Raw genomic sequence first — 26931 nt, forward strand, 5'->3', positions numbered from 1 at the left:
AGCGCTCTTGCCGGGTTTCCCTCCGCAGGTGATACCAATGCGTGGATTTTGGATTTAAAACATTGATTAATAGGCTAGTCCATAATTTTGAAACAAGGCTTCATACGCCAATTTGGTATGACTGGTGTAGACACGTAGCGGATGAGCGCAAGTAAGGGTTTCCCCTCGTTGTAGCGACTGGCTTGTGCCTTATTTTCAGGTTGATCTAAAATATTAACTAAATATTAAATTTGTTGTAGCTGAAGTTTATCTTACTGACGTTGATAGCTCAACATTGTAAAAAATTTTAGGAAGTCTTAGAAAGCCATATATATTCTTCACGAAGAAACTACAATAGCTCCTCTAATCAATATAAATACTTCTCTACAGAATATTTCTGTACAATTGTCAAAATACTCGGTTGTGGCACAAGCCATCTTGACCAGTATCTTTACATATACAAAAATCTAAATTGCAGCAATGATATGATACTTGCTCATAGCCCTTGTGTTTTAGTAATTGAAGGCGACGAAAACCTGGCAAATCAAATTGCTTTTGATTTGAAAGAAGCTGGTTATGAACCTCTTCTAGCTAATGATGGAATGAGCGGATTGCAACAAGGACGCGATCGCCAACCAGCTTTAGTGGTGATTGACCGGATGCTAACAGGAGAATCAGGGCTTTCATTATGTAAAAATCTGAGAAACGTCGGTATGCGATCACCTGTATTAGTCTTAATGGCACGTGATACAGTAGATGACCGTGTAGCCTGCCTAGAAGCAGGAGCCGATGATTACTTTCTCAAACCCTACCGCTCAGAAAACTTTTTAAACTTAATTCGCCTCTACTTAAAACCCGACATTGACACCACAGAGCAGCTACGATTTGGAGAACTAGTTCTGGATCTAGCAACCCGTCGTGCTATCCATAACGGACGGGCAATTGATTTAACAATGAAAGAATTTGAACTGCTTAAGTATTTAATGGAACATCCCCGTGAAGTCTTAACTCGTGAACAAATCCTAGAAAATGTGTGGGGCTACGACTTTATGGGTGAATCGAATGTAATAGAAGTATACATTCGATATCTCCGCTTAAAAATCGAAGATGACGGTCAAAAACGCCTCATTCAAACAGTTCGGGGCGTGGGTTATGTTTTAAGAGAATCTTAGAATTATGAGGAAGACGCGGCGACGCGGAAGTAGAAGGAGAAATAAGAGTGAACAATTAACCACTAACTCTTGACTAATGACTAATGACTAACTACTAACCAAATCCATGATCCGTTGGCAAAGTTTACTCTCTATATTACTAGGTGTGATTTTAATGGGATGCTCTACTCCTACACCAGCAAAACCTCCTATTAATGCACCTGGTTCTCACAACTCAGCACCATTGAAGTTTGAACCTCTACCACTGTTAACTAAATCAGGTCAACAACTACCTATTTCTGCTCGTGCGACTGTTCCCAACGGTACCATAATTGACTTGGAAGTAGCACAGACACCTGAGCAGCAAGCAATGGGCTTAATGTATCGACCAGCTTTACCTCAAAACCGAGGAATGTTATTTAAGTTTTCTTCACCACAGCCAGTCAGTTTCTGGATGAAAAATGTACCTGTTTCCTTAGATATGGTTTTTCTACGTCAAGGAAAGATCCAAAAAATTATTGCTGCTGTACCTCCTTGTACTGAAGATCCTTGCCCCACTTATGGGCCGAGAACACAAATCGATCAAGTAATTGAATTACGTTCTGGTAGAGCAGCTGAATTGGGATTAAAAGAAGGCGATCGTATAAAAATTAATTTTTTAACTCCCGAAGTTTCACGTAAATAAGAAAAATTTATTTAGTGGAATTATTTAGTATCAATGTTAACTTCAACTGTTCTTAATTTAAAAGTTACTAATTATATTAGTAATAACTCTATGACTGTAGTTTAAATTTAATACAATACCAAGTTAGATAAAGTATTGGCGTTTCTAAAGTTACATAAGTGTTTTAGTATTTGGTAACTAAAATCTATCATTTGGCATACGTGTAAAGATTGGCCGATAAGAGATTATGAAGCAATGGAATCCTTCTCGCTGCAGGTGTATTTAACCAAACAACTGAAGTAAAAAGGAATAATCCAAATTAACCAAATCATCTGCTTGATATTTAAACATAAAAGTATAAAAATAGCGCTAGAATAGGTACTTTCCATACTTATTCTGTAAAAGAATAGTAGTTATATAAACCACGTACTCATGCAGTGACAGATGAAGTACTGGCTACAAGTTACTCACACAAAGCGACTAAAAACATGACAATACACATCCACAGGAGGTGAATTATAAGTGTTACCATCTAACTACTCTCAGCTAATTCGTTTTTTACAAGAGGATTTGGCTATTTCTGCTGCCTCTATAGACGTAGCCCTTCGTCATAGCCAGCAAGATCCTGGCCCTTTGCCAATGATTCTTTGGCAGTATGGTTTAATTACTTTAGAACAATTGGAACAAATATATGATTGGCTAGAGACAGCAGCATAAGTATAAATACCTTTTCAGGAGAAGTGGAATATGTGGAAAATACTCTGTCTTCTACCAAGACTGCTAGAAGGGGATACTAAGTGTTGCAATCTTTACCTCTATTTTGTTAGAAACAAGAAATTCAAAGAAAAGAGTGGGTTGATAAATTAACCCGCTTTTTTCGTTGTGTGAATCGTGCAAACACTCTCTTTGCTAACGCTACACTTGCACTTAGAGTGAAATGAGATGAAGTTAATTACAGTGGGTGAAGTTGCGATCGCTTATTAGAGTCTTGCACTAGTAGCTTGATTAAAAATTCTGTAGGGTGGATATTTTTAAGCTTTTGTTGCTGTTTCTGATTTTGCTGATGGGCAAGAAAGATTGTATAACTACTTCTTCCTTCAGTTTGGCTTGCAATATCTGCGGCAATGATTGGTAAAAATGACAGAAAGACAGCATACTAACTACCTGAAGTACTTTGCTACCAATCTGTAAGTTTTGTTTCGTCATAAGTCCTCACCACCATGTTTGTTTTTGTTGGGCAGAAATGACAACATCTCATGCTGTAAGAGTATCCAATTTGCCCACGAGCTTTTCAGTCGTTTTAAATATGGGTTTAGAGTTTTATCAGGAATTACTCGTAATATGCTTTGTGAGCTTTTTCATCCTGATTCGACTAGACTTAGCTAATAACTTTACATCCAATACTGATGACAAGTATTGTAAACCAATTTTTTACAATGTCAAATTATTTTTTCAGCAACAAGCAATTATTTAAGTAAATAAAATTACATTAGATTTATATATCTCAATCTATAAGTAGAGATAAAAGCTTTTAATAACTACTATTATTGAACTTTTTCAGTCGTTATTGTTGGTTTTAGTAGAAATTGCATCTACTTATTTTATTTATGAATTTATGTATAAATGATTAAGATATGAGTTTTTAATATTACCAAATTTTCTGTAATTTTTTTCTTATCTTTCCTTTATTTACTCTTTTCGATTAAATCCTTCGCAATTAAATAAAAAAAATATCTCTGTAATATAACTGTTTTTTTATTTAATATTAAGTATTTATTTACACCTATAATTTTGAAGATTTATTATTTGGTTTGAATAAAAAGAGAATATTCTATTTATATAACAAGATATTAGATATTTATTCATTTTTATAGTTTTTTTAATCAATAAACTCTTTATTTTGCTTAAATAAAACATTTTATAAGTTTTATCTCATATGCCTTAAATACGTATTTAAAGTAATAATTTAACTAATTCTTATATGAAAAGGTTTGTTTCATATTTTTTACATACAAAAAAATGCTTAAGCTGATATACTCGTTAGAAGCAAATTACGTGACAGTGCGCACGTATACAGGTTTGCATCCGAATCCCTAGATTTCGCAAGTGTCTATTTTTTATGAGATACTTGTTTGTCTTTGCTGAATTGTGCATGAAGCAAAGTAGCAAACCGCTCCTGAAATGTATGGAAATTGAAAATTAGTAAAATTCCCATACCTTTCAACGTTCTACATTCAAAAAAGTTCCCATTCTGCTATTAGGATATGGAATAGCTTGTAGAACGCTTCTGTAAATATGACGGGTCAAGGTTTGATGAGTAATAGTTCTAAAAGTTCAGTTTTTCCCAAGCAAAAGTCTCTAACCAATAACACACCAAAAGGTAGAGACATCGCCGAGGTATCTACATACTTACATCATCTTCCTTTTAAATTACAGGGACTTGATCCAAGTGCCATAGTTAGAGCAAAGTCGGTAGATTCTGAATAAAGCTTATTTCTAATAAGCTCTTACAACCCTCACTCAGCCCTCTTCAAGTTTGCTTCTACTAAAAGTTGCAGCAGAATTTTTATCCCTATTGTTATCTCTGCTGAGTTTATGCGAACCAATCTTTATGAGGACGCATGGATGGCATCAAACAACACAATACTTCAGCAAAAGATTCTTGACTTAACAATCCAGAACCAGCTAAGAATGATTTTCTATCTATGACAGCAAATGCCAATCTGAACTGTGCTGTCAAAATATATGCTGAACAGATTTCAAAAGCGTAGTACTTTGAATCGACAAGCTCAGATGGCTTAAAAATTGCTGGTAATTTTATGACGAACTGTATCTATAGCAGTTCTCATTAACCATGCATTACATTTTGACTCCATCCTGCACGCAGGTATGAAAGCTTTAGTTTAAGTCTTTCATTGGGATGGGGTTGCGGCTGCATTGCAATGAAATGAGAAGCACCATAAGTTCAGAGGTTTATTTTCTGTCTGCAAGTATCTTGAAAGGCTTAATTGACAAACGCTTGCTTTTCTTTTGAAGCGTGTGAGTGAGTCGATCAAAATCTTCCTTTACATACACCAATCCAAAAGGCTGAGGTTCTCCTTCAGCTACCTATGTCAGTCACCAAGGGTATCTGACAACTGACGTTACTCCAAGGGAGAAACTATTGTGATGAATTTAGGCATAAATTCGACAAAGGTAAGCGTTGCTAAAAAATTGAGACAGCCCCTTCCCAAGTTTGCGCTGAAATTTGCATTGAGCTTGACTTTGATACTTTTATTAGGTTTTTTTCAATCCAGTAAGTTATTAGCCGCTTCCGGTTCGAGCGATTTTCGTGTGCGCTCAAGCAGCGAACAGCCTGTGTCAGCAGGTGATGGTGTCGGTGCGTTTCGTACTTTGTGCGATTTTTCTCACATGAATAACGACGATGCGATTGTTTTTCCTGGGCAATCTGGCAAATCACATTCACATACCTATTTTGGAAATACCCAAGCCAATGCCTATTCCACCTATGACAGCTTAAAAAGCAGTGGTAACTCCACATGTCGAGGAGGTTCTGCTAATCGTACTGCCTATTGGGTACCGACATTGTTTAATAAACAAGGTGAAGCAATTAAACCTGTGGAGAGCCACTTCTATTACAAGTCAGGATATTTTGGGATCTCAGCCTCTGAGATTAATGAAATTCCTGATGGACTAAAAATGGTTGTAGGAAATGCTCAAGCAACAAGTTCTCAGAATACTGATGTGATGTATTGGGGATGCTGGAATCGATATGTTGGTAAGTCTGGCTCCATTCAAAAATGTGACGTAGGTGACTTTGTAGTTATGAATATTGATTTTCCACAGTGTTGGGATGGTGCAAATCTTGATTCGTCTGATCATAAGAGTCATGTTGTTTTCCCTGTAAATGGATCTTGTCCATCAACACATTCAGTTGCGATACCCAACATTACGATGAAAGTTCTTTATCCTGTTCCAGGAGATGGCGATGTTTCCGGATGGAGACTTTCTTCTGACTCCTATGGCAGCGATAAGCCGGGTGGCTATTCAATTCACGCAGACTGGTTTGACGGTTGGGATCCGCAAATCAAGGAAGCTTGGACAAATAATTGTGTCAAAAAAGGAATTGATTGTCATTCCAACTTACTCGGAGATGGACGCGAGCTTTACTAGATGAGTCTAGAATGCTTGGTAAATAGTATTTTCAGAATTCAGGTTACCAAGTTTCATATCCCTGCAATCTGCTAAACTCTCTCAAAATTTTTCTTTACCCATACCTTGCATATCTTGCAAATACTGAGTTTCTTCGTTCAGCTATGTAAGTTATCAGGGAAGCTTTTCTATCAGCTGCATTCAGGTTCACGCTTCAATTCAATTACTTATTACAAGATACAAAGTTTGAGTTGAGATAACTTTTCCATAGGGTGTGGCTTTTCTTGAAGTTGGCATAGTTCACATCAAGACTCCTACAAACATTCTGGAGACGTCAGTCTACAAGCCCTCGTTACCAAGGTGAACCTAGCCTAGCTACGAGAACTAGTCTCATGGGTAAAATCTTTGCCTCTGTGAACAGATGCAGGGATGATATCTTCGTAGTGAAAGTGTTGTGGCAAGTTTCAAATCAAAAGGCGATCGCATAGTTATTCATAACTGCTAAGTGCGATCGCCCCATGAGTTAGTATGACGATTTCCATCTTTGGCAAGTTTCTGGTACTTAGTAATAGATCACAGTTGGTTTTTATTTCATCTATAGGACTCATATTTGATTTTTGAAGAAAACGTAGGGTGTGTGATCGCGGAGCGTAACGCACCCTACAAATACTTAATTTTTTCAGTAACCAAACCGGATTCCTATATTATTACCAGGTACCACTTTTGCTGTATTTTCTATTGGGCTGATGAAAATATATTAATCTGGTAAGGCAGCATGACCAGCATTAAGATGATTGAGTGACCAACGATGATCTATAGGTAAAGATGAACCTTGACAAACTTGCTCTAAATGCTTTTGTTGAACAGCAGCTTTCCGGAGGGTGATAATGAGTTGATTAACTTGGTGTCGTAGATCCGGATTTTTACTGACTGCTAACATTGTTTGTCTTTCCAACAGTTGCAGTATGAGTTCATAGTGTATTGGAGAAGGCAGAGGAATTTGCTCCATGAAATTGGTGTGGAATTATATATTTTAGATTTTGAAATCAGGGCTTGTTATTAATAAGTAAATTGTTACATAGACATTCAATAACTAGTTAAAGCCCAGATCTGCTTATTGGTGAAGATTTGACAAAGAGGTTAGCGATCGCTAATTTTGGATCTGGTGATTTTACTAGAGACTCACCGATCAGTACAGCAGATACACCTGCATTTTCTACCACATCTAGGTCATCTGGGGTGTGTATTCCCGATTCACTTACAACTAAAATATTCCGTTCCTGTAATTCTTTACCTCTTGCTGCTAAGAGTTGGCAAGTTGTTTGTAAGTCAACACAGAAAGTTTCGAGGTTACGATTATTAATACCTACTAAAGAGACGCCATCTAAAGCTAATACACGATCAAGTTCTTCAAGGGTATGAACTTCTATCAAAGTTGTCATGTTTAAGGCATTAGCAATTTTGATAAAGTATTGCAAATCTTGATCAGTGAGGATAGCTGCTATTAACAGTACCGCATCTGCACCTTGAACCCGTGCCAAATACATTTGATAAGGATAGATGATAAATTCCTTACACAACAACGGCAAATCTACGGCAGCACGGATATTGGTGAGATGATCAAAACTGCCATTAAAAAACTTTTCATCTGTCAGCACTGAAAGACAACTAGCACCACCTTGTTGGTATTGAAGAGCGATCGCTACTGGATCAAAATCTTGTCGTAAAACGCCTTTGCTGGGTGAGGCTTTTTTAACTTCGGCAATCAATGCTGGTTTTGTGTTTCCTTGTCGTAATGCTGCCAGAAAATCACGGGTTGGGGGTGCGCTGAGGGCTTGTTTTTGCAACTCCTGTAAAGGCTGCTTTTGCCGCATTTGCTCAACTTCTTCTTCTTTGTGCCAAACAATTTTTTCCAAGATATTTCTTGGTTCGGCATCAGGTAAGGCAACTTGATATCTCAAATAAGAAACAGCAACAGATGGATTGGGTGCGTGGCGACGAATTTGCATATTAGAAGAAATTAGGGGTTAGGGATTAGGGGCTAGGGATTAGGGACTAGGGACTAGGGATTAGGGACTAGGGATTAGGGACTAGGGATTGGGAATTAAGAAATCCTAGTACCCAATCACCAATACCCAGTACCCAATACCAAATCACCAATCCCCAATCCCTAACTAGCAACTGCCCGTTTATAGGCTTCATCCAGTACTTCTGAAAGTGTTGGGTGGGCATGAACTAGATGAGCGAGGGTATGAACGGACTGGCGATTAGCGATCGCAGCTGAGGCTTCGTGAATTAAGTCTGAGGCGTGGATGCCAATAATGTGAACTCCCAGCACTTCGCCTGTATCTTTGCGATAAATCACTTTAGCCATGCCATCGGATTCACCTTCTGCCAAAGCTTTGGAATTACCTTTGAAGTAACTTTTTGCTACCCCAACTTCAAATCCTTCAGCAGTTCCTTTTTCCTTTGCTTGTGCTTCTGTGATGCCGACATAACTAATTTCCGGATGAGTAAATGCTGCTGCGGGAATACTGCGATAGTCTACTTCTTTGTACCTGCCACAGATATTTTCCACAGCGACAATTCCTTGGGCTGAGGCAGCGTGCGCTAACATCATCTTGCCAGTAGAATCACCTATTGCCCACAAATGTGGCACTGGTTCGCCCGTACTCAAAACAGCCATAGTATCATTGACTGGAATAAAATTGCGGCGATCAAGTTCTACACCGACAGACTCTAAACCAAGGTTTTGAGTAGCAGGTATGCGTCCTGTGGCTACTAGGCAAGCATCTACTTCCAGTGTGTCCACATATTCTTTGGTTTTGAAGTCGGCTAATTCAATCACCACCGGCGAACCAGGAATCACTTTTTTGGCGTAAATTCCCACATAAGTTTCGATATCGCGGGGGGTAATTAGCACCCGTTCGGCAAGTTTAGCAATATCGCGATCAAATCCCGGCATTAATTGATCTAGGGCTTCTATCATAGTGATTTCACAACCCAAAGCCGAGTAAACATCAGAAAATTCTAAGCCAATATAACCACTACCAATAATTGCTACCCAATCTGGCAACCATTCCAACTTGACGCCTTGATCGCTGGTAAAAACTGTTTTGCCGTCTACTTCAATACCAGGAGGGACAAAAGGAATGGAACCAGGGGCAAGAATAATATCTTTAGCAGTAATAGTTTTCTCGCCGCCGTCGGTTACAACTCCAACCTTTTGGACGCCTGCAATTTTACCCCAACCCCGGATCATATCAACTCCTAAGCGTTTGAGGCTGTTGGTTAAGTCTCCTTGAATTTTGGCGACAAGATTGTTGGCATGCTCGGCGATCGCCTGACGTTCAAACTGTACGCTGCCCAGTTGAATTCCCAGCGCCTTCAGATGGTGAGCATCCTTTAACTCCCGCACACGTCCTGAAGCTGCCAGCAAAGCCTTAGATGGAATGCAGCCTCGGTTAACGCAGGTTCCTCCCATATCTGCTGCTTCAACAATAGCTGTCTTCAAACCGCAGCTAACGGCGTGCAAGGCAGCTCCGTGTCCACCCACTCCAGCGCCGATAATAACTAAATCGTAATCAAATCCTTGACTCACGTTTGTTTCCCCGCGTGCTTTGCCCTATTTATTCTTAAACTGACCAAGCAATCAGTGCAAGTCCCCTTAATTGTAGGGTGTTGCTAAATCAAATTTATTATTTGAGCTACCAGGGACGTGAAATACTACACCCACAAGGGATGTAGATTCCTGCGCTCAATTTGTTACTACAGTTGATACCTTTTGTCACTAGTTCATCAGGTAGAGATTTTACATTTTCCATTGGTACTGATAACTCTTAGCACCCTTAAATTAAAAGGAGTATTGCATTTAATTCTAATACTGACGCTAACTTTCAAACTTCTTTTCCAAGGTTGGCAAAGTTTCTGTAAATATTTCCTGTGCTAATAGATGTTTTTGTGCCAATTCATTTAAATCTCTGATTGAATAAAGATTATTTACACGTGCTACAACTTCCGGTGGAAAATCACGACTAAAATACTTAAGTAGCATAAAATCATATCGATACGGTCTATATAACATTCCTAAAAGCTCTACTAAAGGATTAAGTGTGTAATTGTGGTATCTAGCAACAGCTTCCGCAAAGTGTCCACGAAAAATTTCTTTTTGAACAAATAATTGTCTAAAATTAAAAGTTGTTTTTAAAGAGATAAATCTCTCTTTCATTTTTGCAAAATGCTCTTTTTTATCCAAATGCGTTGGTACAACTAGATTAGCTTTATCAAAGGCAATTACTGGATTACCATGTCGTTCTACATCTAAAAAATCATTGCGACTGCTGCGCTTGATGACAGCAAAGTCTATTGCCAAAAAAGGACTAAATCCAGCTAATTGGTAAAAACATTGTGAGTGACCATGCCATGTAGGTTCAGGTACTCTATACTTTAGACTAATTGCTGAAGTACTCTGCAAAGATGCTTCAACAATTTTGAAGGTTTCTTCAATATAATTGTCTTCAACAATCACCTCGATATCAATATCAGACCACTCATCTGTATATCCATGTGCAGCCGAACCTCCTTGCCAGAAAGCTAGAGCAAAATCTTTTGGCTGTAATGCCTTAATAAGAACTTGTAAAATTTTGTTTCTCATGGCGAAATCTAAAAAAACCTGCAATTATTTTCTGTAATCTATCGCCTGTTCCCAATTCTTCAAACATAAACTAGTGTATTAAACCTCTTGCACTCATTCTAGTTTCAAAAAAATCGACCACAGATGGACACAGATTTTATCGGTGTTTATCGGTGTCTATCTGTGGTTGTAATTAACTTAGATCGTGATTGCTTAAACAAGTGCTGCCTTGCTTACACGTTTCACTAGAGGTGTTGCCACCATCCGCATTCCAGCAGGCGCAGCTAATGTCAAACCACGCCGTACAGGGTGCACGGAGCGTTTGTGAACTAGGGATACTTCAAAGCTAGACAAAATTGTCGCTAATACTAGTTTCATTTCATACATAGCAAATGCCATGCCAATACAGCGACGATTTCCACCACCAAAGGGTAAAAATTCATAAGGGGAAAATTGCCGTTCTAAAAACCGTTCTGGTTTAAATTGCTGCGGTTGTGGGTAGACTTCTTCACGATGGTGAGCTAAGTAAATATTGGGGGCAATTACTGTACCTGGTGGCAGTTTGTAACCCATAATTTCAATGGGGGATTTCACCACCCTAAAGAAGGCACTTATAATAATTGGGTAAATGCGTAGAGTTTCTTGACAAACTGCTGTGAGGTAGGGCAATTTAGCGATCGCATTCGGATCTTGTTTATCATCTACTGTCTCTAGTTCCGTTAGCAATTTTTCCCGTACCTCTGGTAAATAGGCAACCCAGTAAAATGCCCAAGTTAATGCCGAAGCAGTGGTTTCATGTCCTGCTGTGAGCAAAGTCATTAATTCATCGCGTAATTCTTCGTCTGACATTGATTGCCCACTATCATCACGTGCAGACATCATTAAGCTGAGAATATCTTGGCGATTTTGCCCAGATTCTGCTTTACGTTCCCGAATTAAAGCATAAATTAATTCATCAATTTGTTGCCTTAGCTTGAGCATTCGTCCCCACAGGCTCCAAGCACCAAAATCTGTTTGCAGAAAACTGAAAAAGAAGCTAGCGGATATTAAGGGGGAACCAATTAACTCCAGCAAAGAAGTAATTAATTTTCGCAGTTCTTCTAAACGCTGTCCCTCATCTAAGCCAAAAACTACCCTTAAAATCACGCGGAGGGTGATTTCTTGCATTGAAGCACGGATATTGAAGGGTTTGCCAATCTGCCATTCATGACTTACTTGCTGGGCTATTTCACGAATTGTTTCACCATAAGCACGCATCCGCTCGCCATGAAAAGGAGGCGCTAATAATTGGCGTTGGCGCTGGTGACGCTCTCCATCCAGTAAAATCAGAGAATAATCGCCAACTAAAAATCGCAAAATTCGATTTCCTCTACCAACTTCAAAATGGTTGGCATCTGCGGTAAAAATCTGCTCTAATGCTTGAGGATGACTGAAGTAGACAAGAGCATTTTCTTTACGAGGCCCCCAAATAGTGAAAGCATCTCCATAGGCTTTGGCAAAATCTTCGACGTATTGCAACGGCTGCACAAGCAATTTTATCCGCCGCAGAAAAATTGGCATATTAGGGCCATCAGGAAAGCTAGTAATTGCTGTCATAGTCGCTTATATCTTCAGCGCTTCTGAATTATTCTATTGTTACCATTTCCTATATTCTTCGTGTCATACTATTTCACGAAAAGGCTGATATGGATGTACCCCACCGCCTACGGCACCTCCCCTTACTAAGGGGAGGTTGGGAGGGGTTGAAGATGAATCACTCAAAAAGTGAAATGGTATCACATAACGCGGTATATTCGGTGAAGTCAGCATCGGAAGTAATCTGTGCCAAGAATTATCGCTATCCTCAACGGCAAAGGTGGAGTTGGTAAAACAACTACCGCAGTCAATCTGGCTGCTATTTTTGCAGAAGAAAAAAAGGTACTTCTGGTAGATGCAGATGTTCAAGGTTCTGCTAATTGGTGGTTTGGGCGCAATCCAAAAGCAATGGGATTTGACTTATCTCAAATCACAGATCCCAAACTTTTAGCTGATTTGCGTAAGATAGAAGGATACAGTTTAGTGGTGGTCGATACGCCTCCAGCGTTACACTCTCAAGCATTGGCGGCAGTAGTAGCGATCGCAGATTATTTAGTTTTGCCCACACCACCAGCACCAATGGATTTAGCTGTATTAATCGACACTGTAACAGAAGCAGTAACTCCTGCGGGAATTCCCCATCGGGTACTGCTCACTAAAGTAGATACGCGGAGTTTGGGGGAAGCACTAGAAGCACAAAATACGCTTATGCAACTAGGAATTCCTGCTTGTAATGCCTTTATCCGTGCTTACAAAGCTCACGAAAGAGCAGTGCTAGAAGGTGTGGCAATTACTCAATGGCGAGGGAAAAATGCACGGGAGGCACAGTCAGACTATCGCCGCGTGGCTGATGAATTACAACGTGATTGGAGGAAATAGAGATCATGCCCAGGAAACGTCCATCTGTATCCGACGTGCTACAAGAAAAAGCACACAATATTCCTTCACCAGAAGGTGAAACTGTGATTGATGTTACTGCCCAAGAAGTTAAGGAAGAAAGCCCTTCCACAACAGAAGCACCTTCTACCCAACAAGAAGATAAAAAGACATCTACATCTAAGCATTCAAACTCAACTACAGCTGATGTAGAAGCCACTGTCAAACAACTGCAAGCAGATTTAGAAAAAGCACAGGAACAAGCACGCCAAAAAGAAGAAGCACTACAACAGCAAATTAGTGAACTACAATCAGCTTTATCTGAAAAAACAGCTTTAGAAAAAGCACAGAAACAAGCACGCCAGAAAGAAGAAGCATTACAACAAAAAATTAGTGAACTACAATCAGCTTTATCTGAAAAAACAGTATTAACAGAGCGTTTCTCTAAAGAGCTTTACGAAGCCAAACAAGCTGCTGTGCAACTCGCAGAAGCTAATTCTAAACTTACAGAAGAGATTAACACTTTGAAACAAGAAAAAGAAAACCAGAACAATAAGAAAAAGGAAAAAGAAAGCATTGCACCAATTACCTACAGAAAATCCTATCGCCATTTAGAAAAGTTACCGCTAACTCAACCCCAAGAATCTACTGATAATTCTTCCCAAATGTGGCTACTTGATTAATCATGATAATTTTAGATTTTTGATTTAGCTGATCTAAAATCTAAAATTTCTTGATTATCCAGATTCAAATTAAACCATCATTGCCATAGTTAACAAATAATCTGTCAATTTTCTCATGTACAACTTTTTGCCATACGCTTACTTCCAAAACAAATTTGTTCCTTTTGCAGAAGCAACACTTTCCATTGCTACCCATGCTTTGCACTATGGAACTGGTGCTTTTGGTGGATTACGCGGTATTCCCGATCCGCAAAACCCAGCACAAATTTTGTTGTTTAGATTAGATCGTCACTGTCAAAGATTAAGTCAAAGTGCTAAGTTCTTACATTACAACTTACCACCTGAAAAAATTAAAGAAACTATAATTGACTTCGTCAAGAAAAATCAGCCAAATACTTCTTTCTATATTAGACCTTTTATATTTACTTCTGATTTAGGCATTGCCCCCAGACTACATAATATTGAGAAAAGTTTTGCTATTTATGGATTAGAATTAGGCGATTATTTATCTCCAGAAGGAGTCAGTTGTCGTATCAGTTCGTGGTGTAGACAAGAGGATGTCAGTTTTCCACTCCGTGGCAAAATCAGTGGAGCTTATATTACTTCTTCTCTTGCTAAAACAGAAGCTGTTGAATCTGGTTTTGATGAAGCAATTTTAATGAATTCTCAGGGGAAAGTAAGCGAAGCCTCTGGTATGAATATTTTTATTGTCAGGAATGGAAAAATAATTACCCCTGGATTTGAACACGATATTCTCGAAGGAATTACTAGAGATAGTGTTTTAACAATTGCTCAAGACTTGGGTATTCCAATTCAAGAACGAGCTGTAGATAAATCTGAGCTTTTGATTGCAGATGAAGTATTTCTCAGTGGCACAGCAGCTAAAATTGTTCCTGTAAACAGAATTGAAAATTATTACTTACCTGAACATAGACCAATTACTGAAAAACTTAGAGCAAAGCTGACAGCAATTACAGAAAATAGAGAACCTGATTACCGCGATTGGGTATTTCCAATTTCTATATAATTATCTATTAATCTCATCTATGTAATATCTCCGACTTTTCTCAAAAGTTGGGGATATGTATTTTTAATTTATTTATTTCTGATATAAATTAAAATATTAAGTAAAAATTATTGTTTAGAAATCGACCACAGATAAATATAGATGCACACGGATAACTTATCTGTGTCCATCTGTGTTCGATATAACCTAAAAATAGGATTTTGCAACCAATCTATTCTTAAGTGTGACTCAAAGCGAGTTTGGCTAGTTCTGTATTTTTCGTTGATTTATGTTGACTCACTTACTAAATTCTAAAATATGTTGGGCGGTGATTTGTGGTTGTTCTAAATGAGGAACATGGCCGCAATTCTGAATCCAGATAAGTTTGCTATTGGGAATTGCTCTTTTAAACCGCTTGGCATCAACAGTACCCAAAATATTATCGGAATCACCCCACAAAATCAGCGTTGATTGCCGCATTTCTCCTAGCTTCTTAAATCTAAAAGCAGTATAACCACCACTTTTTGTAAATGCAATTACAGCTTGATTCCAGTTAGAGCATTCTAGGTGTAATCCTGCACACAATAGAGCATCTAAAGAAGCAAGACTTTTATTTTTAAATGTAGAGTGAATGATACTTTGGCGTACCTTAGGACTACGTAAAAACTGAGATGCTAAATAATCCAAGGGCGGAAACATCAATCTACTCAACACTGAACCGCTTGCCAACCCCGCGCTATCAATTAACACCAGCTTTTTTACTATTTCTGGATAAGTGAGGGTAAAATCAATTGCTGCTGCTCCCCCCATCGAAGCTCCTACCAAGATCACTGGTTGCTGAATCAGAGTTTTCCAGAAATAATAAAGATGAGTTTTAATATCAGTAGTTCCAAACTTTATACCTGTCGGTCTATCTGTAAATCCAAAACCCAATAAATCTACTGCCCAAGTTTCATTCTGTTCTGCTAAAAGTGGCAAGAGGCGACGGTATTCTAAAACAGAACTGTCAAAGCCGTGAATTAGTAAAAAAGGTGTACTGCCAGTACCTTTATGTACATAAGTAGTGAGTATAGGTTGAGAACTTAAAGGGGTGGTAATAGCTATCTGTTCTACGCTTTGAGCCAGAGCAATAGAGGTAGATTCTGTTAGTTGCTGAACTGCGGTTGGGATAAAACTAGGAAACATAGATTTTAGCAATTTTCGCAGGTGTCTCCCCTTGCACTTTTAAGCAAAACAGGAGATAAAAGCGAGGTCAAATGTTGAATTCTAAATGCTGTTGTCTCTTGAATTACTTTATCACCAAGTCTCGGTGTCGTGCTTGGATGAACAAGTTACAGCACAAGTACCTGGTAAAAGAAAATTTTTCTATGTATCAAAATCGGCTGTGAAGCCGCGTACAATAAATAACACCTCTTCCTGAACTTAGGAGCTAATGCCATGCCATTGGCAGTTGGAGTAATAGAAACTTTAGGTTTTCCCCCTGTACTAGCAGCGGCAGATGCAATGGTAAAATCTGCCGAAGTTACTCTTGTGTATTATGGTTTAGCAGAAAGCGCTCGTTTTCTGGTTGCTGTGCGGGGGCAGGTTGCAGAAGTAAGAAGAGCTGTTGAGGCAGGTATAGAAGCCTGTGAGCAAGCTCAAGGAGAGGGTGGGCAGCTCGTCACTCACTACATTGTTCCTAATCCACCGGAGAATGTAGAAAGTGTTCTACCCATCCATTTCACTAAAAAATCTGAACCGTTCCGCATCTTCTGACACCAGTCTTATTTGCCTTTGTCTTAATTACTTTGTTGAAAAGTAAATGATGATGGACATATATAAAATGTGTAGGAACCTTCGTACAATTAACTTGGTAGCGCCACATACTTTTACTGACATATAGGAGATAACCAATGCCACTACAGGCAGTTGGATCAATTGAAACTAAGGGTTTTCCTGCCGTGTTAGCGGCAGCAGATGCGATGGTGAAAGCCGGTCGAGTCACCCTCGTAGGTTATATAAGAGCTGGTAGTGCTCGTTTTACAGTGAATGTGCGGGGTGATGTTCAAGAGGTAAAAACAGCTGTAGCGGCTGGTATAGAAGCTGTGGAACAGGTTTATGGTGGTGTTCTAGAAACCTGGGTAATTATTCCTCGTCCCCATGAGAATGTTGAAGCTGTTCTGCCTATAGGTTATTCAGAGGAAGTTGAACAGTACAGACAAGCTGTAGAAAATCCTATAATACCTAGATCAAATAGTCGCTGATTTTTTATCTAGTCAATAGTTTCATGGAGAAGTTCGCCAGTTTTAGTGACGGGAGAATCTCGCTTAAATTCTGGTAGTCTCAATAGCTTTGGCGGTTTCCTTTTTGGAACCCGCCTTTAAGGAGAGACGTAAAAGCCCCTTCAGAGAATGTATCAGTTTTTAGATGAGTTTTAAGTGGGTCGGTACAAATAATGTTAAATCTTTGAGGTCGTTAACAGTCAATAGTAAGTGTTTCAGATATTTTACATTCCTTAATTTAGTTGCTTTTATTTTCGCTTCTCTGCTTATAGGTTTTACAAACAAAAACATTGAAACTGCTGTTTTAATAAAATAAAAAATAATTAAATTTTTCTAACCTTTGCATACACAAGCTTGAACAATTTTGTCAATATATAAGCTCCAATCTTTTTGATAACTTTTAAATTTCTGTGTAACCTAATTACAAATTACACAACTTCTGTATTAGTATAGTAAATCCTACTACCAAAATTTACTGATGGAACTCTAAAGGAGCGAACTTTCAACAGGATAATAGCGTCTATATTCTAGAAAACCATGTGCTCTGGCGCAGGCGGAATAAAATGCTGGGTTTTTATAAAATTTGGACAGTTGAAGAGAATTCCTAATATCGCTAGAGAATTGCTATTTCTAAATTAACAACATCAAATCTTAGTTTACAAAAGTTAAAATTCGACTTTGGCAAGGAAAATTGCTCTGAAATTGTAAAAAGCAGGAATTCTGATTTTGAAAGTTTTTATGAAGATGCAAAAATTCCTGCATAAAACTAGCTAGTCAAAACGTAATAAAAGTGGAATCACTAAGATATTCTTGATGGACATCATCAAAATTAAAGGCAACTGCCAGTCAATAAAGATGAGTGGGATGATAATACATGGGGGTTGTGATGCAAACTTTAAAACAGGGTTTCGGGGAGCGCAATCTCACTATGGCTTCAGAAGCAGAAAAACTGGCACGATACTGGCGTCAGCATCTAGCTGCTGAATGTCCAGAGCAATCTGTGACAAACAGGGAAAGTATAATTTACTGGCTTTTAGGAAGTTTCCAAGGGCGATTGGAAGAGTTGAATCCTAAGGAACTGGATATTAGCAAGCAAGCAATGGAATATCGTTGGAGAATTTTACACCAACGCTACTTGGGAAAAGGGCGAGAAGCTGCTTACCGTAATTTAATTACTCGCTTGGGAAGTATAGTCACTTTACGGCACAAGATCCAGACATGGATTGCTCTCAGCCGCGATCGCCAACGGACAGTATTGGATGTGCTGCAAGAAGTCATTCAAGAATTGTTACAAAGCGACAATTATATGCAACAGCAAATGGCTTGTATTTCGGAATTCACAAGCGATCCACGATTGCGAAATGCATTGCTATTTGCCAGTGTGGAAGAGTATTGTTTACGGCCAGTACGCAACCAACCACTCTTAGCTTATCGCTTTGTCAACTACTTGCGTCGAACTCAACGTGGTGGCTTAACCCAAGTACCGGGCAGCGATATGATTCGACTTGTTTCGGAAGAGATCCTCACAGATGACAATGAAAACCGCGTCAACTTGGTAGATGCAAGAGCGATCGCAGAATATCAAGAAGCACAAGATCTAGAAGAGCAACAGACACAGCGACAGACAGTTAAAGAGGAATTTGAAAAATATTTACAAGAAAATCTAGGGCAAGAAGCTGTAGAGTGGTTACGACTTTACCTGCAAGGGCAATCTCAAGATGCGATCGCCAAAAAATTAAATAAGCCAATTAAAGATGTGTATCGGCTGCGTGAAAAAATTAGTTACCACGCTGTACGTGTTTTTGCCCTCAAAGACAAACCAGAACTAGTTGAAACCTGGTTAGGTACTTCTTTAGAAGAGCATAACTTAGGTTTATCAGCCAACCAACTTCAGCAATTGGAGGAAAAATTAACCCCAACTGGGCGGCAAATTTTGCAATTGCGGCGAGCAGGTAACACCATTGAAGAAGTAGCCCAAAAACTAAAACTCAAAACTCATCAAGCTATGGGTGAATGGACTAAAGTCTATTTAGCAGCCCAAGCTTTAAGAACCCAAGAGTAACGTATGGGGAATTGGTAGTTAGTGGTTAGTGGTTAGTGGTTGTTTTTCTCGTCTTTGGTGTTTTCCAATCCTCCCACTCTCCCACTCTCCTATTCTCTCGTGTCCTTGCCCAATCTAAAGTACGAGATTATACGTAGTTTTAAAGTAACTAATTTAAACTTTATTGATATGGTAACAATTAAAGTGGTTAATATATCAATATAAAGATAAAACATAGACAACTAAAGACTTTTAGCCCTGTCACCTGCTTACCATAGCGATCGCTTATTTACTGTCCATAAACTAAAAAGCAGAATAGGATATAGAGATGTATTAAGCAACTTAAGCCTATGTCGTCTTCAGAGGGCAAACAAACAGATACCGAAGAATATCTTCAAACAGAGGTAGTATCGAATACTAATCTTGTAGAAGAACAAGAACTAGAGAATGAGCAAATCTTTCCACTCATTGAAAGTCTTTTATCCTTTGAAGCTTGTCTCTACCACCAAATCTTGCCCCTCAAAATTGAAGACAACTGCCTATGGCTGGGTATGGTAAATCAAGAGGATAGTGCGGCGCTAGATTATGTTCGGCGCATATTGTCTTATATAAATTGCAACCTACTAACTGTGGTGATCAGAGGTGATATTCACCGTAATGTACTCTCAGCTTTCCTCAACCACAAAAATACATTCCACCCAGCACAGCAGCGAGAGTACAAACCTTGGGAGACCATAGCCAAAAATCAGAATACAGCAGAGACTGCCGAGCAAGCCCTTTCATCCACAAATGTTAATTTACAGCCAACCCAGCAACCGACAAAAATTTTAGACGAGGCACTAACTACTCAAAACACTCCCTCTCATGAGGATTCCCTCTTAGATGCCACAGGCGATCGCCTGCTTCAAAATCCTCCTGACAGCAACTGTTTCACCACAGTTTCCAAAAACGAAGCTAAACAGGAAGACTATTCTTTTGAATTAGCAAGCACAGATAATGTACCTGTGTTATCAGCACCAGAACCACAAGAGTTTAGCCCTGTAGAACATTTGCTAAATTTACCACCTAAAAAATTGTTGGAAGAATTACTAGGACGAGTTTTGGCTGGGGGAATTGGTAGGCTTTATCTGGAAAGACTTCCTTATGATGGCAAGATTCTTTGGAGCGAAAATGGTGTCTTGCAGTCTGTGTTAGAAAAAGTGCCATTATCTGTCTTTCAAGGATTAATGAATGAATTAAAGCGGTTTGGCTCTTTACCTGTCACCAAACTAGAGGAACCAAAACAGATAGAGAAAGAATGTTTATATAAACAAGAACGTTTGCTATTGCGCTTGCGAATTATGCTGGGAATGCACGGTGAAGAAGCAACCTTGCAAGTATTACGAGGAGCAGCACTAAAGTTTTACCAACAACAGATGGTAACACGTCTGAGTCGTGATGCCTTGGGTATTTCTCAACAACTTAGCTACAAATTACATGAACTACAAGAAAGGCTTCTTCTCAATCATAATATTAGTTCTAGTCAGTTAGATAATTTTAATGTTCTCAATCAAACATTGTATAATTTAGAACAATATATTAGAAAGCTAGAAGTAGAAACTTTAAAACCCTCGATAGATAGGCAAGAATTACGTTAGTGGTTAGTAGTTAGTTGCTAACGGCTAATAGCTAATTGTTAATTGTTAGTAGTTAGTGATTCTTTTCCTCTTTCCCACTCCACCGCCTGTCCACTATCCTTTCGGTGAAATCGCTGATTTCGATACCGTAGTTTTGTGTTGTAATTAACTCTAGACCTATGAATCTGAACATACTTGGTTAAGTATATGTAAAAGTTTTAATTACAACTCCAGCAATATTACAGTATGCAATACCTGTATCACCCATATCAGTAAATTACTATTTTTACTTCCGAACCATTTTTAACAAATATTTCATGTACACAGAGGTTTTCAGTGAACTCTTCCCTTTGATGAGTACAGCCAATCCACAAACTCTGGAATGGTTGCTGTCTATAGCCGTAGAACACGAATATCCCACTGGAAGAGCCGTTTTGATGGAAGATGCCTGGGGGAATGCAGTTTACTTTGTGGTTTCTGGTTGGGTAAAAGTTCGGCGCACTGTAGGAGAAGGTTCTGTAGCCTTGGCTATTTTAAGTCGAGGCGATTTTTTTGGAGAAATGGCTATTTTGGATGAATCTCCTCGCTCAACAGATGTGATTGCTCTTTCTCCTGTGAAATTATTGAGCGTTGCCAGAGAAAAATTTATTCAAATCTTGTTTAAAGATCCCCAGTTACATCATCGGATGTTGCAGCTAATGGTACGACGACTGCGGCACGCTAACGTTCGCTTGCAAATGCGCTCCAGCCCGCCAGCTGTCAAACTTGCCCATACTCTTGTAAGTTTAGGTGAAAACTACGCTCACCAAACAGCAAAGGGAAAAGAAATTTTTCATATTCCCTTTAAGGATTTAGCAGATGTGACAGAAATCGGAGTTGAAGAAACCACTAAAATCATGGAAAAACTACATGAAAAAGGTTGGATCAAAATTGACACCGTAAATCAAGCAATTTTTCTCGTCAATTTCCGACAATTAATGAATTTGGCTGGTAAAGTTTAATAGTATGGGCTTTCATGCCGTTTGTCCGTACAGGAGTTATGAGTTAGGAGTTATGAGTTAAGTTTATCTTTTAACTCGAAGCTCCCCAATGTTTACTCTGGACTACAGATGAAGGAAACAATAGCACCTTGTACTGATACCCGCCTACAGGAAAAAGTACCGTTAATTCATTATCAGGTGGCAATGTCCCAACCAGAAACTCATCTGTTTGAGGTGACTCTGCGTCTTGGGGGCTACAATGCCTCAACACTCGATTTAAAAATGCCGGTGTGGACTCCTGGCTCCTACTTAGTGCGGGAATATGCCAAGCATCTACAGGATTTTGCTGCTTTTGCCAACAAAAAACCTTTAACTTGGCGAAAAATCAGTAAAAATCATTGGCAGGTAGAGACAGGTGATGTTTCAGAAGTAACTGTCAAATACCGTATTTTTGCGAATGAACTAACCGTGCGGACAAATCATCTAGATGCAACCCACGGCTATTTTAATGGCGCAGCGCTGTTTTTTAGACTACCAGGATTTGATAGACAACCGATTTACGTTACAATTATTCCGCCACATCCAGAATGGCAGGTTACTACAGCCTTACCAGCAGTCCCAGAACAAGCTAATACTTTCTTTGCTTCGGATTTTGACACTCTTGTAGATAGTCCCTTTGAAATTGGCTCTCATCAACTGTATCACTTTGATGTGTTGGGCAAGCCTCATGAATTGGCAATCTGGGGACGTGGAAATTTTCGAGTGCAACAGATAATCGCCGATATCAAAAAAATCGTCGAAGTCGAAGCACGGATGTTTGGCGGTTTGCCTTATGAGAAATACGTGTTTATGTTGCACTTATTTGCCCAAGCTTACGGAGGTTTGGAGCATAAGAACAGTTGCTCTTTGATTTATCAGCGTTTTGGATTTCGCGATCGCGATAAGTATGATCGCTTTATACAGTTGGTAGCGCACGAATTTTTCCACCTGTGGAATGTCAAGCGCATTCGACCTCAAGAACTAGAAGTTTTTGACTACGATCAGGAAAACTATACTTCTTGTCTGTGGTTCTGTGAGGGAACAACAAGTTACTACGACTTGCTAATTCCTTTGCGGGCAGGCATTTATGATGTTAAATCATTCTTAAATAATTGGGGTAAAGAAGTTAGTAGATATTTGACGACACCAGGACGTAAGGTACAAGCTCTTTCTGAGTCAAGTTTTGATGCTTGGATTAAGTTGTACCGTCAGGACGCCAATAGTGGAAATTCTCAAATGTCCTACTATTTAAAAGGGGAAATGGTGTCATTATTGCTGGATTTGCTCATTCGTTCTCGTTATGATAACCAGCGATCACTTGATGATGTCATGCTCAAGATGTGGCAAAAATTTGGCAGAGACGAAATCGGCTATACTCCCCAACAGCTACAGCAGGTAATTGAGTCTGTGGCAGGAATAGATTTATCTGATTTCTTTAAACGCTACATTGATGGTACTGAGGAACTGCCTTTTAATCAGTACTTGGAACCCTTCGGTTTGCAAATAGTAGCAGAAACAGAACAAGAACCTTACCTGGGCATAAGAGTAAGCAGCGAACATGGAAGAGAGGTGATTAAATTTGTTGAGGCGGGTTCACCTGCACAACTAGCTGGAATTGATGCTGGTGATGAATTGTTAGCAATTGATGGTGTGAAGGTGAGTGCAAGTCACTTAAGCGATCGCCTCAAAGACTACCAACCCAATGACACAATTTCGGTTGCGGTTTTCCATCACGAGGAACTCCGTATCTATCCAGTCACCTTGGCTTTCCCCCGCGCCAGCAAATATCAAGTCCAAACTGTAGATAATCCGTCTGATATTCAGATACATAACTTTAGTGGATGGTTGGGTGCATCTTTGATAAGTATGCGATAACAGAATAATACTTATAGGCAATCGGCAAATCGGCACATGGCCGTTCGCTGATTGCAATGACTAGTTCATGACAAAATATATGGTAAGCACCAAGTACCTATTCTAGGAAAAACGACTATTAAGAGTATGTTATTGAAGTAAATAAAAATACACTTAAAATCTCTGGAATCAAGTTCAGATAGATTGAATTGATATACCGGAGTTAATCGGTGTGTTTATATGCGCTTGCCTATTATTGTTAGTGTGGCATTACTCACCTCTGTGAGTTTGAGTACTCCTGTTATGTCTCAACTGCCTGTACAGGTGGTACAATTACCAGCGATCGCTAACTTAAATTTTGACCAATTAATTATCAATCGCCGTTTGTGGAATCAGCAAAATATTTACAGCTATCGCTATACACTTAGTAGGAGTTGTTTTTGTATACCCGAAGCTAGAGGCCCAGTAGTCATTGAAGTACGTAACGGCATAGCGACTTCCATCACTTCTGTAGATACTGGTATGCCAGTTAATCGAGAATATTTTCAAAAATACGATACAATCCCCCAGCTTTTTGTTTTAATCAGAGATGCGATCGCCCGTGGAGCATCAAACCTGAGTGTACAGTACGATCCTATACTCGGTTATCCAACCCAAATTAATATTGATTACGACAGTCAAATAGCCGATGAAGAAGAATATCTCACTATTGAGAGTTTTGAAAAGATAAACTAAATCAAGTCTCTCAAACTTGTTTGGTTAAAAAGACAATTACATAATTTTTTTAGAGCGATCGCATTCTTAATTTTTCAATTTTTCAAATCCCCGACTTCTTTATAGAAGTCGGGAATCTATAGTATCTTATAATTTGCGTCGTGGAATATTAGGATATCTAGAAAAACTAAAAGGCTGTAGGGATAAATATAAAATTCGTGTAGCTGACTATCGAATTGAGATTACAGTTAATAACGAAACACAAACATTAGTTTGCGAAAACATTGCTCATCCAAAGACATTTACAGAATTTTTCCTTGAAGTGCATACTGCAAAGTACAGTTGTAGGCGATCGCACTCTTAATTTTCTTAATCTCTTAGCAAAGCACTAGTTTCCACACTTCGGTGTTTTAGAACTTTAGTTCAGAATAATAATGGACGATCACCTACGTACTCTAAACAAATTTAATGCTTCCTTAAAAGGAAAGATTTGCTATTAATGTCTTCACAGTTTATCTGCACCATACAATTTCTTCCTTGTGCTTTTGCTTGGTATAGCCCGCGATCGGCAGCAGCAATTAAATTTGCGGGAGATGATTGAATATCAGGAGTAATAGTTGCTACACCAAGACTTAAAGTGATAAATTCATCTACTTGAGAATTTGGATGAGGCAATTTTAAGGCACTAACATTGTTCTGAATCTCGTTTGCAACTATCATAGCCCCTTGCGCATCAGTATTCGGTAAAATGACTGCAAACTCTTCTCCTCCGTACCGAGCAACTAAATCAGCCGGGCGTTTAACTGTCTCTATTGCCTTAGCAACATATCTGAGTGCATCATCTCCTGCTAGATGTCCATGGGTATCGTTGTAAAGCTTAAAGCAATCGACATCACACAAAATCAAAGATAACGGGGCTTGCTCGCGTGTCAACCTTTCCCACTCTGCCTTTAGCGTATCATCAAAGCAGCGTCGATTTGCCACTAAAGTCAGACCATCCGAAGAGGCAAGACGCTGTAGTTCCTGGTTTGCTTTTTGTAATTGATGGTAAAGTTCCGATTGGTGAATAGCGATCGCAGCTTGACTTGCTAGCTGGTTAAATAAATTAATCTCCGATTGCTGCCATTTTCTAGAATTATGGCATTGGTGAGCGATCAATAGTCCCCACAAACGCTCTTGCTGCAAGATAGGCACAATTAGATTTGCCCGGATTTGCAGACTCCGCAGTAGATTAAGGTGACACGGTAACAATCCCGCAGTTTCTACGTCTTCAATTGCTCTAGTGTTACCTTGTTGATAGTAAGCTGCGTGGGTAGATTGAAAGCACGTGTCCATCACATGAAATCCCAGAATGGACATACACCCCTCAGCTACAGATTCTACAGCGACTAACCCACTCCAGTCAGGCTCAAACTGATAGATTATTACTCGATCTACCTCGAACAGTTGTCGCACCTCGGCTGCTGTGGTTTGCAAGATCTCGTTTAATTCTAACGAGCATCGAATATGCTGCGTCACGGCGGCAACAACTCGCTCAGACTCGCTTTGATGTTGAATCGGCAGCTCAACCAGTTGACAACATGGTGCTACAGTTAATGTATTAGTCTTAAAGTAAGGGGTTACAGTGACAGGTATTGCACTAGGTTTAGCAATCAAATAGCCTTGAGCGAAATCTGCGCCTCTTGCTTGCAGCCAATTCAGTTCCTCAATGCACTCAATTCCTTCAGCAACAGTCTGAATATTTAAGTTTTGAGCAATCTCAAGAAGCTTCTCGGTAATTGAAGCTTTGTACAAATCTTGATGCACATCTCGAATTAACCCCATGTCCAGCTTAATAAAGTCTGGACGTAACTGATGTAACAAATTTAAACCGGAATAGCCAGAACCAAGATCGTCAAGAGCTACCAAAAAACCAGCATCACGGTAGTATTGCAGTACTGCTTTAAGATGATCTAAATCTTGAGGATTGTCTGACTCTACGACTTCAAAAACAACTTGTTCATGGGAAATACCTGCTCGATCAATTGCCTCTACCGTAGTGCGTAGGCAAGAAACGGGATCATAAAGCGCCGTGGGTGCAAAATTGATAAAGATTTGCCCTCTGACTTGGTGGCGACTAAATTGAGCGATCGCGCTGAGGCGAGCAACTCGATCTAGTTGTGGCAAAAGCCCAGCTTCGCTTGCTAACTCTAGGATAGGCCCAGGCGGCACTAAATTGCCTTGTTCATCAAACCCCCGCAGCAGCGATTCATATCCATAAATTTGAGATGTATCCTTGATGGAAACAATTGGTTGAAAGTGACTAGTAAATCTTTCCCTTGTCAGCATTTCGACTAGCCAATTCGATTGACTGAATTTAATGAAGCGTTGCAATGAAGCGATGTCACTAAAATCCTGAAGTTGAGGTTGGATAGCACCTCGAATAAAAAGAACTTGTGTCTCTCTTAATTCCCTCGGTGTAAGTAGTTGAGCTAAGTCGCGGGCAATTTCTTGAGTTTGTCCTGGTTTACAATCTAAACTCAGACCTGGTCGTTCTAGCATTAGTTCATACTCAAGGGAAAACTGTTCCAAGTAGGAGATGACTTTTTTCAAGGTATGTACAACAGGAAACCAAAGGAAAATTCTGCCTGCTTCCTGAGTGTGGCAGCGTGCAACGTTGCGACAAATACAAGTTTTGGCAATAGGACATATTTGGCTCATAAGTAAC

At 39.3% G+C, this 26931-nt stretch carries 24 protein-coding genes; 15 read left to right on the top strand and 9 right to left on the bottom strand.

Annotation, left to right across the window (positions count from 1 at the left end; translation table 11 throughout):
- Nucleotides 1–464: 464 nt before the first annotated feature.
- From nblR to QUB80_RS19220, 3 genes are all read left to right on the top strand, one after another.
- Nucleotides 465–1151 (top strand): response regulator transcription factor NblR, encoded by a 687-nt coding sequence (nblR, locus tag QUB80_RS19210; RefSeq protein ID WP_289791114.1) that lies wholly within the window; start codon nt 465–467, stop codon nt 1149–1151.
- Nucleotides 1152–1257: 106 nt separating this feature from the next.
- Entirely contained in the window at nt 1258–1815 is a 558-nt protein-coding gene (locus tag QUB80_RS19215) for a DUF192 domain-containing protein (RefSeq protein WP_289791115.1), read from the top strand.
- A 501-nt stretch (nt 1816–2316) separates the two neighbouring features.
- Nucleotides 2317–2511 carry a DUF2949 domain-containing protein gene (locus tag QUB80_RS19220; RefSeq protein WP_026087619.1) on the top strand — a complete coding sequence of 65 codons (195 nt, stop codon included), beginning with the start codon at nt 2317–2319 and terminating at the stop codon, nt 2509–2511.
- 288 nt (nt 2512–2799) lie between these two features.
- Here QUB80_RS19220 and QUB80_RS19225 read toward each other — a convergent pair whose 3' ends face one another.
- Complete coding sequence (locus QUB80_RS19225) at nt 2800–3000, bottom strand: hypothetical protein (RefSeq protein ID WP_289791116.1); 201 nt, start codon at nt 2998–3000, stop codon at nt 2800–2802.
- Nucleotides 3001–4387: 1387 nt separating this feature from the next.
- Nucleotides 4388–4534, bottom strand: a complete 147-nt coding sequence (locus QUB80_RS19230) for a hypothetical protein (protein ID WP_289791117.1) — start codon at nt 4532–4534, stop codon at nt 4388–4390.
- A 428-nt stretch (nt 4535–4962) separates the two neighbouring features.
- Between QUB80_RS19230 and QUB80_RS19235 the strand changes: the two genes are divergently transcribed.
- Complete coding sequence (locus QUB80_RS19235) at nt 4963–5967, top strand: DUF1996 domain-containing protein (RefSeq protein WP_289791237.1); 1005 nt, start codon at nt 4963–4965, stop codon at nt 5965–5967.
- A 736-nt stretch (nt 5968–6703) separates the two neighbouring features.
- Here the strand turns inward: QUB80_RS19235 and QUB80_RS19240 are convergent.
- The 5 genes from QUB80_RS19240 to QUB80_RS19260 form a co-directional block, all read right to left on the bottom strand.
- Nucleotides 6704–6955: a DUF5340 domain-containing protein gene (locus QUB80_RS19240; protein WP_289791118.1), complete on the bottom strand. Its 252-nt coding sequence runs from the start codon at nt 6953–6955 to the stop codon at nt 6704–6706.
- Between the two features lie 88 nt (nt 6956–7043).
- Entirely contained in the window at nt 7044–7955 is a 912-nt protein-coding gene (gene trpC / locus QUB80_RS19245; protein ID WP_289791119.1) for an indole-3-glycerol phosphate synthase TrpC, read from the bottom strand.
- Between the two features lie 161 nt (nt 7956–8116).
- The gene (gene lpdA, locus QUB80_RS19250) at nt 8117–9547 is read right to left on the bottom strand and encodes a dihydrolipoyl dehydrogenase (protein ID WP_289791120.1); all 1431 of its coding nucleotides are present in this window, start codon (nt 9545–9547) and stop codon (nt 8117–8119) included.
- A 288-nt stretch (nt 9548–9835) separates the two neighbouring features.
- Nucleotides 9836–10600 carry an aminoglycoside 6-adenylyltransferase gene (locus QUB80_RS19255; RefSeq protein ID WP_289791121.1) on the bottom strand — a complete coding sequence of 255 codons (765 nt, stop codon included), beginning with the start codon at nt 10598–10600 and terminating at the stop codon, nt 9836–9838.
- A gap of 192 nt (nt 10601–10792) precedes the next feature.
- Entirely contained in the window at nt 10793–12175 is a 1383-nt protein-coding gene (locus tag QUB80_RS19260) for a cytochrome P450 (RefSeq protein ID WP_289791122.1), read from the bottom strand.
- Between the two features lie 225 nt (nt 12176–12400).
- On the opposite strand from QUB80_RS19260, the gene QUB80_RS19265 reads away from it, so the two are divergent.
- From QUB80_RS19265 to QUB80_RS19275, 3 genes are all read left to right on the top strand, one after another.
- Entirely contained in the window at nt 12401–13033 is a 633-nt protein-coding gene (locus tag QUB80_RS19265) for a ParA family protein (protein ID WP_289791123.1), read from the top strand.
- Between the two features lie 5 nt (nt 13034–13038).
- Nucleotides 13039–13713 (top strand): hypothetical protein, encoded by a 675-nt coding sequence (locus QUB80_RS19270; RefSeq protein ID WP_289791124.1) that lies wholly within the window; start codon nt 13039–13041, stop codon nt 13711–13713.
- A 115-nt stretch (nt 13714–13828) separates the two neighbouring features.
- A complete protein-coding gene (locus QUB80_RS19275; RefSeq protein WP_289791125.1) occupies nt 13829–14740 on the top strand; it encodes a branched-chain amino acid transaminase in 912 nt (303 codons plus the stop codon).
- 276 nt (nt 14741–15016) lie between these two features.
- Here the strand turns inward: QUB80_RS19275 and QUB80_RS19280 are convergent, their stop codons facing one another.
- A complete protein-coding gene (locus QUB80_RS19280) occupies nt 15017–15904 on the bottom strand; it encodes an alpha/beta fold hydrolase (protein ID WP_289791126.1) in 888 nt (295 codons plus the stop codon).
- Nucleotides 15905–16156: 252 nt separating this feature from the next.
- On the opposite strand from QUB80_RS19280, the gene QUB80_RS19285 reads away from it, so the two are divergent.
- The 8 genes from QUB80_RS19285 to QUB80_RS19320 all read left to right on the top strand — a co-directional run bounded on the left by QUB80_RS19285 (nt 16157) and on the right by QUB80_RS19320 (nt 24588).
- Entirely contained in the window at nt 16157–16474 is a 318-nt protein-coding gene (locus tag QUB80_RS19285) for a carbon dioxide-concentrating mechanism protein CcmK (protein ID WP_289791127.1), read from the top strand.
- A gap of 137 nt (nt 16475–16611) precedes the next feature.
- On the top strand, nt 16612–16962 hold the full coding sequence (locus QUB80_RS19290) for a carbon dioxide-concentrating mechanism protein CcmK (RefSeq protein WP_289791128.1): 351 nt from the start codon (nt 16612–16614) through the stop codon (nt 16960–16962).
- Between the two features lie 892 nt (nt 16963–17854).
- On the top strand, nt 17855–19042 hold the full coding sequence (locus QUB80_RS19295; RefSeq protein ID WP_289791129.1) for a HetZ-related protein 2: 1188 nt from the start codon (nt 17855–17857) through the stop codon (nt 19040–19042).
- A gap of 329 nt (nt 19043–19371) precedes the next feature.
- The gene (locus QUB80_RS19300; RefSeq protein WP_289791130.1) at nt 19372–20658 is read left to right on the top strand and encodes a GspE/PulE/PilB domain-containing protein; all 1287 of its coding nucleotides are present in this window, start codon (nt 19372–19374) and stop codon (nt 20656–20658) included.
- Nucleotides 20659–20954: 296 nt separating this feature from the next.
- Nucleotides 20955–21638 carry a Crp/Fnr family transcriptional regulator gene (locus QUB80_RS19305; protein ID WP_289791131.1) on the top strand — a complete coding sequence of 228 codons (684 nt, stop codon included), beginning with the start codon at nt 20955–20957 and terminating at the stop codon, nt 21636–21638.
- A 108-nt stretch (nt 21639–21746) separates the two neighbouring features.
- Nucleotides 21747–23531, top strand: coding sequence for a M61 family metallopeptidase (locus QUB80_RS19310; protein ID WP_289791132.1), 1785 nt, complete (start codon nt 21747–21749; stop codon nt 23529–23531).
- A 219-nt stretch (nt 23532–23750) separates the two neighbouring features.
- Nucleotides 23751–24245: a DUF6174 domain-containing protein gene (locus QUB80_RS19315; protein ID WP_289791133.1), complete on the top strand. Its 495-nt coding sequence runs from the start codon at nt 23751–23753 to the stop codon at nt 24243–24245.
- A gap of 133 nt (nt 24246–24378) precedes the next feature.
- Nucleotides 24379–24588, top strand: coding sequence for a type II toxin-antitoxin system RelE family toxin (locus tag QUB80_RS19320; protein ID WP_289791134.1), 210 nt, complete (start codon nt 24379–24381; stop codon nt 24586–24588).
- 101 nt (nt 24589–24689) lie between these two features.
- Here QUB80_RS19320 and QUB80_RS19325 read toward each other — a convergent pair whose 3' ends face one another.
- Nucleotides 24690–26924, bottom strand: a complete 2235-nt coding sequence (locus tag QUB80_RS19325; RefSeq protein ID WP_289791135.1) for a bifunctional diguanylate cyclase/phosphodiesterase — start codon at nt 26922–26924, stop codon at nt 24690–24692.
- Nucleotides 26925–26931: the final 7 nt, after the last annotated feature.

It is taken from the genome of Chlorogloeopsis sp. ULAP01 (assembly GCF_030381805.1).
Lineage (GTDB): Bacteria > Cyanobacteriota > Cyanobacteriia > Cyanobacteriales > Nostocaceae > Chlorogloeopsis.